Source organism: Reichenbachiella sp. (genome assembly GCF_039941815.1).
GTDB lineage: Bacteria > Bacteroidota > Bacteroidia > Cytophagales > Cyclobacteriaceae > Reichenbachiella.
The window spans coordinates 168,554-183,253 of record NZ_JBDVDW010000057.1 but is presented as its reverse complement, the minus strand read 5'-3'; the positions used below and the strand labels follow the sequence as shown (position 1 = coordinate 183,253).

The window sequence follows — 14,700 nt, the reverse complement described above, 5'->3', positions numbered from 1 at the left end:
TTGGTGGTCGCTCCCGCAACTACAACAGTGGCAGCCGTTTCACCTTTTTGTGTACCGATATCGGTACCGTTGGTGATGACCGTTCCGGTGTTATCCGATCCGATGTACCACACATAAGTAAAGTCATTGACCTCATCGGTGAAAGCTCCGTCAGTGACGTCGGTCAATTCAATAGATCCTTCAGGAAAAGTAACAGAACCAACACATGTTGTAACGTCAGAAGTGTTTACATCTCCAAGATCAGTATCATCAATAACTGGCGTGGTTGGATTACTGGAGAGGTCTAAAGTAGCAGTATTAGAGCATAGGTCAGCATTTGTTATACGCACAGTATAAGTATTATTGCCAACAGGAGCACTTAGCCCAGTAATAGTATTGGACTCTGCTCCAGAGAAACCTACATCAGAGTTGTTGCCAGCATTATCACCAACAGTAAGTACCGATCCTGAATCATCTGACCCTACGAACCACTCAAAAGTGTAACCTGCGGTGATCCCTGGACCACTTCCTTCATCTATCGAGGCTGTCAATGATCCATTGCCCACTCCACAACTTGTATTTGGATCGACTTCCGAAATTACAATAGTTGGGAAATTTCCCGATGGATCATCAATAACATCAACAGGTAAGAAGCCTGTTTCACATCCTGTTTCTGTATGGATTGCGTAGACCTGATAAGTACCAGCGGCCAAACCTGTTAAATTATTTGCGGTACCGTCAACAGCTCCATCAACAGCAGTCTTACCAGCTACTGGGTTGCCACCATCATCAAGCCATGACCAAGTGAAGTCCTCTTTGTTTTCACCAAATACGGTTGCTATAATTTGGCCATTTGCAGCGCCAGGATCACAAGAAGTATTGTTGTTTACTATAGTATTGGCAAATGAAGGCTCTTCAGAGTTATCCAAAATGGTAACATCTGTAAAAGCAGTACACGCATTATCTAGGCTTATTACTAATACTCGGTAAGTATCATCTTCAAGGTCGGTAAATGTATAGTCTCCATCTGCATCTATAAATGGACCGGCATAAGGTGTTACTGTGGTATCCGTACCAGCATAAATTTCATATTTATATCCATCAACAGGATCTCCTAATGCAGTAGTTGCGGTAACTCGCTGCGTACCGTTGCCATCTATACAATAAGTATCGGCTGTTTTGGTCTGTCTGACCAAGACGGGCTCTTGCTCGTCAAGATTAATAATTATTGGAATGTCTTCAGTAGGACACCCGGTAATATTGTTAACTATGGAAAGCGTATAGTTTCCTTCATCCAGGTCGCCAAAATACCCAGTAGTATTTTCATCCAATGGACTACCGGAAGAGTTGGTTCCAGCGAAGAGTTGAAAATAGTATGGTGCAACTTCGAAAACCACATTGTCGAGGAAGTTTCCGACAGTGATATTTCCACCAGCAGTTGAGATTGCACGGAAAGAAAATCTTGAAATGGTCTGACCATCTGGAACAGTATATTCGCCTGAGTAGGTAGACCAATCAGAAGTTCCTGTACTATATTGTCCAATTTCAACAGGAGAACCTGCTGCAGGATCATCAATTTCAAGAGCAACAACATCAACTCCGGATCGTCCTCTGTGATCAAAGGACCATAACATTCTTACGCCGGGTTTGGTAACTACATCAAAATAAAAGGCGCCTTCTCCATCAGAATTAATTTCAGCAAATTGATTTCCTTCAGTTGAAGGGACTCCCTGAAATCCGCTTAACCAATACTCCAAATTTCCTGAGGCGTTGTCAGTAGACCAGCCATCGGCTTCAGATTGATCCAGTAAAGTCCATGTCGTTTTGTTATATGGTGGAGCGCTAATGTCCGGGACTTCGAAACTTCCGTTTTCAATAGCTTCAAATTCATCGGTATCAACAGCATCAAGGTTGACACCTGTTGCGTCAATAATTCCATCTCCATCTCCAACTCCATTACATGAGGTAACGTCAACTATAGTAATTTCATTAAATGGAGGGGCAGTAGGGTAACTAATATCGTCATCAATTGTAAAGTATGTTCTACCGACACAACCAGTGGAAATCTCTTCCGCTGTTACCAGATAGTTGCCTGCAGAAAGCAGCTGAGCAACTTCCCCTTGTGTACCACTTGTTGTAGATATCTCATTTGCTGGAATTGTGTTAGAACCTGTGTAGTATGTGAATGTATAGTCCGAAAGTAATCCACCGTTAATTTCGGCAGTTGCTGATCCACTTCCATTGTCAGTACAAGAATTATTATCTGTCAAGGTCATTACAATATCGGGAGAAGCAGACTGATCTTCTACTTCCACAGTAATTGAGGCGGATATACATTTCGAAGTATTGTCTTGAACTTCAACGGTATAAAATCCTGCTTCCAAACTAGAATAAGTTGCTCCATCAGTTCCAGAATCTGTAAAATCTGGCACAGCCTTTACTTGCGATCCGTCATACCAGTTGAAGGTATAGTCTGACGCAGGCCCATCAGAGCTGACTGTAATTGCTCCACTTTGAAAGTCAACACAATCTGTAATATGCACGGTTAGATCATTGGTTATTCCAGGAGCAGTTTGATCGGTATCAACAGTTTCTGAAAGAGTAGCTTCACAACCAGAATCTTCATTTGTAACTACCACAGAATATGTCCTTGCCTCAAGGTTTATTGCTGTGGATCCAACTGCTACTACAGTGGTGAAATCATTTCCAATATACCAAGTGAAATCATATCCAGCTGTCACTTGTGAACCTCCTTCTATTACATAGGCATCAAGAATACCATCAGGCGTATCACAATTAATGAGATCCTGAGTTTTGGTAATACCAACCACGGGCAAGTTTTCTACTCTTTCAATTGTAATGTCCTCCACATTTGAAGTACAAGAATTACCTTGCGCGGAAGCTATGACTTGATAGTTTCCTTCTGCAAGTGCGGTGTATCTATTTCCAGTGAATATGGTATCATTGAAGTTGTTGTTTTGAAACCAGTGAAAATCAAATCCTGCAGTGATTTCTCCATTTTGCTCATCTGTAATTCCTTCAACGACAATATTGTCTATGTAATAGAATTCATCGTTTTTCCCATTTTTAACATGTGCTCTTAGCTTTAAGGTATTTCCAGTTATATTATCAAGACTCGCAGTTACAGATCCAAAATTTCCAGCTTTAATTCCATTTTCAAGCGCTATCCATGTTCCATCGACTATAGCCCATACTCTTAAGAAGTCATTGCTGTTATCACATTTGGCACTTGACCGTAAGTCCATTGATACACTTGCGTACTGATAGGATGAAATATCTAAATCCTCAGTTTCCCATTTTGCTGTACCATCAACGTCTGCAAAAAAGAGCTCATTAGATGATCCTGTAAATGAAACCTCCAGGTTATCAGCACCAGAAGGGGTGCTAACAAATTCCCAAGCGGTAGACCCGTTGTCAACTTCATCACCGGGGGATAAATCGTCAAAATCCTCATTCCAAATTTCTTCTCTGGTCTCAGAGATAGTACCAAAGTAATAGACTCTTGCATCTCCATTATCCGGTTTTGTAGGATCACACTTAATATTATCACTGACTACTTCATGTTCGAGATCAAAATTTAACGAGGTTACTCCAGCAAAATCTAGATTGTTGCTGTCATCACACTCAGGAACCGGTCGAACATAGCTCACAACTGGAGGATCTTGCGAACCGTTGTCATTGATCGAAACGTATAAATCAAAATCACCACCTTCTCCAAAAACAGCTTTAGTAATGTCAATAACGTCACCTACGGCAAAATTAGAAAAGTCTTCAGTGACAGTATTTAGTTTGACTGAAGTAGGTAAATCCGGAGAGCCATTATAGAATGTAATAGGGAGCGTACCTGTAAGATCTGTATCACCTGTATTTTCAACTCGTATTGTGACGTCAAATTCACCCTCAGGACATTGGGCTTCACCAACACTTGATATTTCAATTAATTCAATATCAGGAGATATATAGGACGGGCAGCCTGTTTCGTTAAGATAAGGAGCCTGATTCAGAAACGCATTAAGGGGCCTATTGGGCCCCGTGGTACATACGTTCGTTGAGAATATTTTTCCAGGGTCTTGTTGTACGATTGGAATCGTAAGGTCATCATTGATGTTAACATTGAAATAGGCATGCTGATTCCAAATTGGTCTGGATGGTTGCCAATTTTCACCGCCGTCAGCTTCAAAGACACGGATATGTCCAAACTGACCATTACTATAAGGTGTAAAAGAGGTATTATCATCGAATGAACATGATACACAGATTTCGCTGGCTCCATCACCATCCACGTCGGCAACGACAGGATACTCTTCAAAGGTTCTGGATGTACATTTAATCTGTTTTAGGGAGGTTCCAGTTGCACCGTCAATGATATGAACATATGTTTCACCACGGTAAATAATCTCTGCGGCCTTGTCATCATTGAAGTCAAAAACTGTACATCCTGTAAATCCTGACGATCCTTCATTAATATCTTTATAACCTGTGCCGCTGCCTTCAAACCAAGTTGACAAGGGGTCCATATTTTCGTCTAGCGCATACAGTCTTTCTTTAGAAACGAAAGTACAATTGAGATTGCCATCTCCATCAATATCGGCAATATTTATTCTTCCAGTACCCGCACCCCAATTTTGTGGTACTACATAACTAATTGCTGAGAAATTTTCGACATCCCAAAAATAGACAGCTGTTTTGATATTGCCATTTACATATTGACCTCCACTAATCAGAACGTCAATGTGGCCATCTTGATTATAATCAGCCACACTAGCTGTATTAAAATTCCATCCCCATCCATTTTTTATGGCAAATTCAGAACCTGCTGGTAAAATATCGTTGATTTCTCGCTCAAGTGTTCTAGTATTTGTGGCTATATCAACAGACCAAATTTTGCCCCCGCCAACGATCTCTAAACCTTCACAATCATTACAATCACTGTCATCCAAAATATCGATAGCGATTGTTCCGTGAATCACATCATCTTGAAAATCACCTGTACCTGCGATGATTATTTCGCCAGTATGGGCGTTTCTTATTTCGTTTCCATGTAATAGCTCAACCACACCGTCGCCGTTGAAGTCAGCAAGAGATATAAGACTTACTTTGTTGCCGGTGTTTGTGTTTTCTGACCAAATTTCATTGAGCTGGCAATCATACATTCGAAGGTTGTTGTTTTTAAAACCTCTTACAAAGATTTCAGCACAATCGTCTTCATCTAGATTTGCTATGGCAACTGTTTTTGCAATATCAAACCCAACATTTAATGGTCCGTGTTCTGTGCTTCCATCTGCACCGTTCAGAACAGTTACTGTATTGAGGTATCTGTTGGTGACTACAACTTCAGGGGTGCCATCTCCATCAATGTCGCCAATGGCTGGCGTTACAGAATTGAATGCTGTAAGATTGGCTGAGCTCCATTGCAATTTAATATTGAAGTCTGGGTTTTGTGTGGCTGGATCTTGACAGAGTACAGAGTTTCCAAAATAGAAGTCGTCACAATACTCATCGGTCGAACATTCACTATCATAACAATCAATAAATCCATCGTTATCATTGTCAATCCCATCACTGCAAATCTCCTGAGCGAGGAGTAGGTTGGGTATCATGCACAGGGTAAGGATTAATATCTTTCTATAGCTATTCATACGATTGTAGACAAGGTTCCACTTTTTAATGCCCTAATGAAGTAAAAAGTAACCAAATGGACAAATTGTTGTTTTGGGCTGAATTTTCTACTCAAGAAGGCCAATTTCTGCATTAAAGGTACTTTAAAAAGTTTGAAGTGTACTTTTTTTATAAAAAATATAACTAATGGAAGGTGGTTTTTCGATGAATTTACGGATTTTACTTATCAACTAGGTAAAAAATACGTCCACTATCTGGCCATAAATATTGATCCGCTACTACCTTCTCCACTATCCGCACAGCTGATAAAATAATAGTACATACCATTTGGCAGCGAAGAACCATTGGATTGATTGCCATCCCAAACACAATCTTCTTCATTGCTATTGGCTCCAAAAGAAATCTCTCTGATTCTTCTTCCTTTGGCGTCAAAAATAACCACCTGGCAGTCAGAGGATGCAAATCCAATATTAGATACCTCCCAACAATCGTTGATTCCATCACCATTTGGAGTGAAGTGTTTTGCACCCTGAATTCCTGGGACAATAAGCGTCACAGTGTCCTTTTCCTGACATCCTAATGGATCTGTGCCGTAGACCGTAATAAGTTGTTTGTTAGCAACTGTCACAACTACAGAAGTAAGTGTGGTGTCATTAATATAGAGTGAGGGCTCCCAAGCTGGTTCTGTGGCGTCTACAACATCTAAATTGATACTAGTTTGTCCATCTTCGAGATCTATGTATTTTCCAAGAGACTCGAGGAGATTCTTGGTATCATCATTTGGATTGTCAATTACTGTATTAGGGCTAGAGGCACTAATTTGAATGCCGCCAGTAGTATAGTTAGATACTGTCACCGGATTGGAATCAAAAACACAATCATCATCATTGGTCAATGTCACAAACACCTCTTGTGGATCAGTGACATTAGCAATAGAAATAGTACTAATCGGGGTGGTACCTGATTTCCACTCATAAGCTGGATAAAGATCTTCAACTCTTAGGGTTAATGCTACCCCGTCGCACTTTTCAAAACTAAGTGGATCGCTATTATCGGAAATTATTAAATCGAGATCAGTCCCTGATGGTGGTGCAACTATGGTTATTGATGATGTGACAGGTGTATATGTACAATCTGCGTCATCAATGCCATCATATTTGGCTGTCAAGGAAACGTCATAAGACCCTGCACTACTAAATGCGTGATTGACCAGATCACCGACCTCAACATCAGAGCCATCTGTATAATCCCAATTGTTGACCACAGCCAAACCAGAAGCACCTGTTGAGCCGGCTGTAAAATCTATAGCTACTCCTTCACATGTAATATCGTCAGAGGCCGAAAAGATCGAAGTAGGAGGAGCAACTGTGGTGATAGACCTGGCTTCACTGGTGGATGAACAACCTGAGCCAGAAATGGTTACACTGTAGTCTCCTTCTGCCGTGGCGGTCAATTGTGAGGGATCAGTTTCTGCCGGGCTGAAGCTTGCACCATCCAATTTCCAGTCATAAGTGTAGCCAGTGAATTCGTTGGTAGAAAGGTCCAAAGATTCTCCGGTACAGAAAAAATCTGGATTACTATTGTTGACTGTGACTACGGGAAGACCAATGGTCGATACTGCACTAGAGGCAGAAGACTTCTGACATCCGGCACCATTTGAGGTAGTGGTGACATAATACTCACCAGACTGATTAACCTGAAAGTCATTAATTGTTGGGTTTTCATCGGTACTTGAATATCCATTGGGTCCTGTCCAAAGATATGAGTCTGTATCGGCATCCGCTGTCACGGTGAATGTGACATTGTCACCTTCGCATGGTGAATCATCTGATATCACGAAAGTTGGTGCGTCATAAGTTTCTGCCGGAGTGGTAATTTCAATCGCCGCAGATTCTACGTTGCAGCCAGCGTTATCCGAGACGGTAACAGTATAGCTGCCAGCCGTGCTAATTCCAGCAAAGGTATTTGTTGTCTGGCCGCCATCAACAACACCATCCAATTCCCAAACGTAACTGTATCCAGAAGCAGGTGCTACCAGGTCAACAGTTTCTCCGGTACATAACACAACAGGTCCACTTGGACGAATCACAGGCTCGAAACAAATTTCGTTTAAACGAGTGGCAAGGTTTCCATTACCTTCTGCAGTAGAGTTATTTGTATATACAAAGTCTGGTCTTCCATCAGAGTCTATATCAACTATTTTGATATTTCTTGAATTATCGGCATTTGATTCTGCGATCAAGCCAACACTGTAGGAAGCAGCTGCTATTGAACTTGGGTTGGTATTCATTACCACATAAAAACCGTTATTCGACCCGAACGAGCCAACAGCAATATCCAGGTCTCCGTCACCATCAATATCTCCAAGATCTAGTCCCCAGCTTGTATTTATTCCTAAGATTTGAATTGGTGCGTCCATACTTATTGCCTGACCTGTACCTGATGTAGTATTCTCTGATATCTCTATTATGTCACTACTGCTGATATCAGAGTTTGTAAGAATTACATCCAAATAACCATCTTGATTCATATCACCAACTTTGAGTGCCCTTATATTACTATTTGTATTAGTGAATATCGGGTCTTTGAAAGTGAAGGAACCGGGTTGGCTATTGTTCTGAAATACGTAAAAACCTTGTTCGGTAAAGTTTGAGGTAATGATTTCAGGAAACCCATCATTATTTAAATCGGCAACATCGATTCCACCTAGACCAGCAGAACCGGCATTCTCTGTAGAAGACAAAGACTCAGGAGATGAGGCAAGGTCAATGTCGCCATTGGTACTGTTGTTTTCAAAATAATATACAATATTGTCGTCTTCAACATTAACAATAACTTCAGCAAAACCATCGAGGTCCAAATCTCCCAGAGCTATTCTGCCTGGTTTTCTAAATAAGGATCCATTTTTGGGAATTGCATATGTTTCTTTGGTATCGAATCCCCCTGCTTGATTGTTTCGATAAGTGTAAATCTTACCTTCACCACCAAGTTCGTTTGCTATAAGGTCGGGAAAACCATCGCCATCCAAATCTCCACAAATAACATTAGTAACAGGAAATGAATTAGAAATGGAAGATGAACTGAAGTCTGCATCTCCAAGAGTTGAGGTATTGCTGAAAATTGAGATTTCGGTACTACCTGCATTGGATACTGCGAGGTCTAGTTGTCCATCATTATCAAAATCACAAGCACATAGGTCTTGAGTCTGAGTGTTTGACGTAGCGAATGTCTCTTGGCTACTCAAGTTTGAGATTACAGTCGAACCATCTGCAATAGACGCTCCGTCGAATGATAGATAAAACTTCTCTATGGAAAATGCAGATCCATTGGAAGTATGTAGCGCGCTGATTTGGTTAAAGGATGCCCCGAATGGAACTTCAGCAGTAATCAAATTGTCATTGACAACAGTGACATTTGACCCTTGTGCTCCGCCAAAGTATACAATACTTACGCCTGTTAGATTTGTACCTGCTATGTTTACTGTTTCACCAGCAGAAGCAAAAGCAGGAGTGACGCTATTAATATAAGGCGCCTGTGCACGAGCTGAAATTAGGCTTACAAAAATCAATAAGACGCTGATGCAGTGTTTGAACTGAAAATGATTATTTGTCTTCATACTTGACTATTCAACTACATTTAATATGTACACATGATCCAGGTTTTGTCGCTTACTCCACTTTTCTTGCTCCTCCATTGCAATGCCCATGGTTGCTCCCTTGTGTACGACTACTACATATTTTTTCTCTTCCAGCGATTCCAGGTGTCCCACCAGTGAACCATGAAATCCCATTTCAAAAATCCTGTCACTATAATCTTCAGCTTCTTCATAGCTATCAAACTCTCCAGCTACTACATGGTGTCCGGCAGGCAGCTCCAAAATATTGCCAGGTATTCTTCTATGTGTATTTGGAGGTAATTCGCTATGATCAGGCATATCGGTAAGTGCATCGTGCCATTTGACCTCAGAAGTTTTAGTGCTATCAACTCTGGTTTGGATATATGTAGCACCTATCTCCCAAATACCGCCGTTAGTTGTCCTGTGTTCAAGCGGAGTATCATGATCGATCTCTTCTTTTACGATGGCTGCCTGACTGCTTGAAGAATCAGTAGAGGCAGTTGCCTGACCACTTGTATCAGTTGTCGGAGTCGTAGTAGGTGAGGTGACTGGTGGTGTGGTATTCTGAGCTGTCTGGGCTGCAGCGGCCTGCTGAGCACGTTGTTCAGCAGCTTTAGCTCGCTGCTGTGCCAGATACTGACTTCTAGTTGAGCTTTTCGATTTCTCGTTTTTCGACTTTTTGAATGTATGTATGAAAGAAACTGCCTGACGCTGATTCTTCTTTTTCTCTCCGAGTTGTAATCCAAGGCTAAGTTCGAACGTACCTGAAGTAAATCCCTCCAGTTCTGTTTTTCCATACTCATATGAGAAACCAATCGCTCCTTTCTCTTGAATTTTAATACCGAAAAGCGCACCAAATCCATAATCTTGTCTGAAGTTCAGTCCTGTCCACACTACATGGCCGATGTGAGCGACTACGGCGGTTTCAAATTGTGAAAGATTCTCGGTAGAAAATCTGTAGATCAAATGTGGCTCTATGGCAAAATCTTTATTGACCAGGTGCTTGTAATTAGCCTGAAGAGTCAAGTCCTTATATGGAGCTACTTTTACCTCACTAAATCCACTCGCATCTACCGTGTTGCGTCCGACAAGGTTAGGTACTGAAAGGGCGACGTTAAAATTGTCATAATAATAAGATACTCCTAAGTCTGCCATAAGAAATGAAGTATTAGATAATGCTAGCAACGTTGGGTCTATGCCTGCATCCACGTCGTAATTAGTATAGCCACCTCCGACAGAAAGACCAAATCTGATAAACTGTCTTCGGTCAAGCTCTAGTAGATATCCCGCAGTAACTTTGGCACCTGACGTTTTAATTGCATTCTCATTATTATTAAAGGCCATAGCACCAAATGAGATATTGTTTTCAAGAGGTGTGCTAAAACTAAGGTGAGAATAGGACGGGGCTCCTTCAAGTCCTAGCCACTGTTGGCGGTAGACCCCAAAAAAGGTAGTATAACCTGTGGCACCAGCATATGCCGGGTTAACTACATAGGGATTCATAAAAAACTGACTGTAGATCTTCTGATCCTGAGCCAATAGGTCATATCCTGCAAAAAATGCTGAAAGCAGGAATACTAGAATTCTTTTTTTCATATGTTACACACCTGATTGTTAAAATAAAAGGGCCAAAATATTAGCTTTCACTTTAACATTAGTAAAGGTCAAATCTAATTTAAAATTTACAAAGTATGGAAATTAGAGTTAACTCAATACAATAATTCTAAAAAATGGATATTATTATTGAAGTGTGAATATTTTTTACTCATTATCTCACTTGTATAATGATAATGATTTAAAAATTGTAATTTGCAAATCTTGATACAAACAATGATTGTCAATACAACAAACATGAAAAGGTTATTATTTATAGGATTGTTATTTGTTTCGTTTTCGGGTCATGCTCAGTTTTGGTTTGGACCTAAAATCGGTGGACAGATCATAGTGCCCAGATATCAAGCGGCAGCTCATGCTGACTCATTTAGAGTGTCAAGTAAACTCAACTGGCATGCTGGAATTGCCATGGACTATTCTACGGAGGGTGCCTTTGAAGTGCATACCGAAATAGTATATGTAAGAGTTAATAATAGGGTTCGCCCCAAATCAATTTTCCCCGATCAAAGTTTAGATAATAAAACAGTATATCATTTTATCACTGCTCCACTGATGGCGCGTGTGGTGTTTATGAAAAATAGCCGATTCAAAGTTTTTGTTGAAGCTGGGCCAAGGCTAAGTTATTGGGTAGCAGGTAGTGGGTCTATTGTTTCCGACGAAACGGAAGAAAACGCGTCTATTCCAGGTGAATCAGTTGATTATGATATTCTATTTCTAAATAGAGATTTAGAAGATGTCAACGTGAGTGACTACACCGATAAACTCATAGTTACAAAACCGAACAGATTGCAATACTCATTGGATTTTGGGGTAGGTTGGTTGTTTGATATCACGCCTTCACAGCGTGTAATTGTTGACTCAAAAATCAGCTTTGCTCATTCTAACATGGCGTTCAATGATGGTACTCAGTTCTCCAATATTTTGCAATACAATGAGGATACAGAGTATAGATCACATATGTTTATGGTTTCAATAGCCTACATGTTTGGATATAATCCAGCACTGACCGCTAAGGGAAAAAGCTCATCAAACGTAGGAGGAAAGAAGGAGAAAAAGTACAAGAAGTAATCGCAACCACATCCGATTTGAAACGGACTTGTTTAATTACTTTTTCCTTGGCATTAGGTGCTCATCAACAATACTTCTAAGAAAGGTTTTACTCGTGTTGATCGTTGGGTCACTATAAACATAAGCTGAAAGATCAGCAATGACACCAGGCTTATATCCCAATTTTAGTGCTACTTTTTCACAGAAATCTATTTCTGATTGAAAAACCTTGCCATCCACCTTCATTAGTTGCACTATATTAAAAAGATACTCAAACTTGGTATCAGGATGCAAATCCTTTAGATCAGGAATAGGGAGTGGATTATCAATTATCGTTTCTATATCATCTTCTGTCAGCCCATGCAGATTACCCAAGTAGTGAATCATCTTCGATTCTGGCTCGGCTATGAAATTATCAACCTTTGAAAGGTGGACAAGCAAACTCAATTGCTGCTTTACATCTAACTCTGAAGACATATATAATGATTTAGGCTGCGTTCCTGATTGTTAAACAAAGTACAAGTTCTGTAATTTGTTTGAATTATTCAAATAAAATGAATTTTTGAAATATTATATTTAATAAATCTATGTTCGAGATATTTTTTTCACGAAAACTGCGAATAAATTTTGGTTATAATGAATGATGAAATATCATTGCATTAATGAAAATGATAAACAACAATACGAACTGGTGGTGGAGCATTTTGCAAGCAAAATGTGATCGGCACTAGTATGTATTGAAAGACATAAACATAAAGCCCCGATCATCGGGGCTTTTTTTTTGCTTAAAATCGAGATGAAACAAATAAATATCTATTCTAAAACCCGTGAACTGCTCGGGGATATTCTGACTCCGGTAAGTATCTATCTAAAGGTGCGAGATCGATTCCCAAATTCTTTCTTGCTGGAGAGTTCTGACTATCATGCCAAGGAAAACAGTATCTCATATATAGCTTTTTCCCCTTTAGCAGAATTTATGGTGGATGATAGATCTGTCTATCAGCAGCTTCCTGGTGCCAAAAAGGAAACCATACCTATAAATGGCACAAATGTTAAAAACTTATTCTATAATTTCAGCCAGTATTTTAATGCTGGTAAGGAGGCCAATAATGGATATACAAAGGCAGGATTGTTCGGATTTACTTCCTATGAGGGTGTTCAATTATTCGATACTATTCAATTTAACAAAAAGAAAAAATCGGTATTTGAGATCCCTCTTATGCAGTATTTTTTCTTCGAGTATGTAATTGCATTTGACCACTTCTCCAATAAAATATTCATTACTCACAATGGATTAAAGGATAGTAATCAGAATCAGAAATTGGATGAGATCGAAATGCTTATTTCCTCCAATAACACTCCTGAATATGGCTTTCAGACCAATGGTCTGGTCGAATCCAATATGACAGATTCTGAGTATAGAGAAAGCGTGCTGAAAGCCATCGCTAATTGCAAACGCGGCGATACGTTTCAGATGGTTCTGTCTCGCAATTTTAGCACACAATTCAAAGGTGATGAATTCAAGCTCTATCGTGCGTTAAGAAGTATTAACCCTTCACCATATCTATTTTACTTTGATTTCGGGTCATTCAAAATATTTGGTTCTTCCCCAGAGGCTCAACTAGAAGTGAACCAGGGCAAAGCTTCCATATTTCCTATAGCTGGGACATACAAGAGATCTGGTGACGACGAGCAGGATGCCGAAAATGCAAAGGCTTTGTTTGAAGATGTCAAAGAGAATTCAGAACATGTCATGCTAGTCGACTTAGCTAGAAATGATTTGAGTAAATCGGGAGAACGAGTGAATGTGGAAAAGTTTAAGGAGATTCAGTTTTTTTCACACGTGATTCATCTGGTTTCAAAAGTATCAACAGTGCTGAAAAAGGGCAAAACGGCGATTGACCTGGCAGCCGACACTTTCCCGGCAGGCACTTTGTCAGGAGCACCCAAGCATCGGGCCATGCAGTTGATTGATGAATACGAAAACACTAAAAGAGGCTACTACGGAGGCATGATTGGATTGATGGACTTTCATGGAAACTTCAATCATGCCATTCTGATTCGATCATTTCTGAGCCAAGATAACACGCTGCATTTCAGAGCAGGCGCTGGAGTGGTAGCTAAATCAGACCCGGATAGTGAAGTACAGGAGGTTTATAACAAGATAGGAGCGCTTCAATCTGCTATAATCAAGGCTGATAGCATCAATCAAAAATTAGAAACAAAGAAATCATGAAGACTTTAGTTTTAGATAATTACGACTCTTTCACTTACAATTTAGTGCACATATTGAGAGAGCTCAAGGGAGAAGAAGATCTGGACGTATTCAGAAATGATGAGATTTCACTTGAAGAAGTTGGAAAATACGATAAAATCTTGCTTTCACCTGGCCCCGGATTGCCTGCTGAGAGTGGAATCCTTCTGGATGTGATCAAGACTTATGCTCAGGATAAATCCATTTTGGGGGTATGCCTGGGACATCAGGCTATTGGTGAGGTATTTGGAGCCAAACTATACAATTTGCCTACCGTGCTTCACGGTATTGCTACCAATGTCAACGTGGAGACTTCTGATATTATATTCAATGGGCTGCCTGAGAACTTCATGGTATGCAGGTATCACAGTTGGGCAATCGACCCCATGGAGACTGGTGATGTGCAAGTGACGGCAGTAGATAATCACGGAGAAGTGATGGCAATCGCACATAAGAAATATGATGTACGTGGTGTGCAATTTCATCCAGAGTCTATTCTGACCGAACATGGAATAAAACTGATGGAAAACTGGATCAACGCATAACCTTT

At 40.3% G+C, this 14,700-nt stretch carries 7 protein-coding genes; 3 read left to right on the top strand and 4 right to left on the bottom strand.

The genetic code is table 11. From position 1 onward, the window contains the following. From ABJF11_RS12695 to ABJF11_RS12685, 3 genes are all read right to left on the bottom strand, one after another. On the bottom strand, positions 1-5,600 hold a 5,600-nt coding region (locus ABJF11_RS12695), incomplete at its 3' end, for a hypothetical protein (RefSeq protein ID WP_348120242.1). Between the two features lie 269 nt (positions 5,601-5,869). Beyond that, a complete protein-coding gene (locus tag ABJF11_RS12690) occupies positions 5,870-9,235 on the bottom strand; it encodes an FG-GAP-like repeat-containing protein (protein WP_348120241.1) in 3,366 nt (1,121 codons plus the stop codon). A 6-nt stretch (positions 9,236-9,241) separates the two neighbouring features. Beyond that, positions 9,242-10,831 (bottom strand): PorP/SprF family type IX secretion system membrane protein, encoded by a 1,590-nt coding sequence (locus ABJF11_RS12685; protein ID WP_348120240.1) that lies wholly within the window; start codon positions 10,829-10,831, stop codon positions 9,242-9,244. A 255-nt stretch (positions 10,832-11,086) separates the two neighbouring features. Here ABJF11_RS12685 and ABJF11_RS12680 point away from each other — a divergent pair, with 255 nt between their 5' ends. Next, entirely contained in the window at positions 11,087-11,917 is an 831-nt protein-coding gene (locus tag ABJF11_RS12680; protein ID WP_348120239.1) for an outer membrane beta-barrel protein, read from the top strand. A gap of 36 nt (positions 11,918-11,953) precedes the next feature. On the opposite strand, the gene ABJF11_RS12675 is transcribed toward ABJF11_RS12680, so the two are convergent. Further along, positions 11,954-12,373, bottom strand: a complete 420-nt coding sequence (locus tag ABJF11_RS12675) for a TerB family tellurite resistance protein (protein WP_348120238.1) — start codon at positions 12,371-12,373, stop codon at positions 11,954-11,956. Between the two features lie 319 nt (positions 12,374-12,692). Between ABJF11_RS12675 and ABJF11_RS12670 the strand changes: the two genes are divergently transcribed. Continuing rightward, positions 12,693-14,132 carry an anthranilate synthase component I family protein gene (locus tag ABJF11_RS12670; protein WP_348120237.1) on the top strand — a complete coding sequence of 480 codons (1,440 nt, stop codon included), beginning with the start codon at positions 12,693-12,695 and terminating at the stop codon, positions 14,130-14,132. After that, positions 14,129-14,695 (top strand): aminodeoxychorismate/anthranilate synthase component II, encoded by a 567-nt coding sequence (locus ABJF11_RS12665; RefSeq protein WP_348120236.1) that lies wholly within the window; start codon positions 14,129-14,131, stop codon positions 14,693-14,695. Before ABJF11_RS12670 ends, ABJF11_RS12665 begins: the two co-directional genes overlap by 4 nt. Positions 14,696-14,700: the final 5 nt, after the last annotated feature.